The sequence below is a fragment of the Vibrio sp. 2134-1 genome (assembly GCF_033339495.1).
On sequence record NZ_JAWOUS010000654.1, the window covers coordinates 1 to 605 of the forward strand.

Below are 605 nucleotides of genomic sequence, written 5' to 3' on the forward strand. Positions count from 1 at the left end.
TGTAACCTCCTCCTGAAATTGGAAAGAGGTAGTCAAACGACGTTCCTTGATATTCGTACTCGCCAGTGTGGACATTGATGCGCTTTTCCATGGACTGCTTGTTCTTTTGCATGGTATAGCTTTCGAATTGTTTGCCATCAAACACGGTGGTGAAATAGTTCTGAGTCTCTTTATGAACCTGAGATGGGTACACCTTTTTGGTGGTCCAGATTTGACGAGCACCATTTGCGCTAACAATCAACGAGTCATCACTGATTTTATAATGGCCCACTTTTTTTAGTGCTCCCTTTTCTGGGCATAACCGCTTGTTGTTGGAGGCGGCAAAGTACACTTCTTCGTTTTCAAACTGAAACGCTTCGCAATACACCACTTCATACGCGTACGCGATACCTGCAAGATTTTGTGTCGTCTCTAGGCGATAAACTACATCGCCAACTAACGAGTGTTCTGTGTCATTTTGATCGGGTGTGATAACGGGTAACTCAAAGCGCGTTGTGACCCATGCATGATCGTTATTACCGTGATAATCATCGCGCGCTGCTACCGCCAAATATGTGGTGGTTTTTATTTCCTCAGGCGCTCCTTGCACCATCATTTGTCCTTGG

General features: G+C 45.1%; 1 pseudogene. It reads right to left on the reverse strand.

The window, feature by feature from the left end:
• A pseudogene (locus R7R78_RS27795) lies at nt 1-605 on the reverse strand (hypothetical protein); the annotation flags it as partial.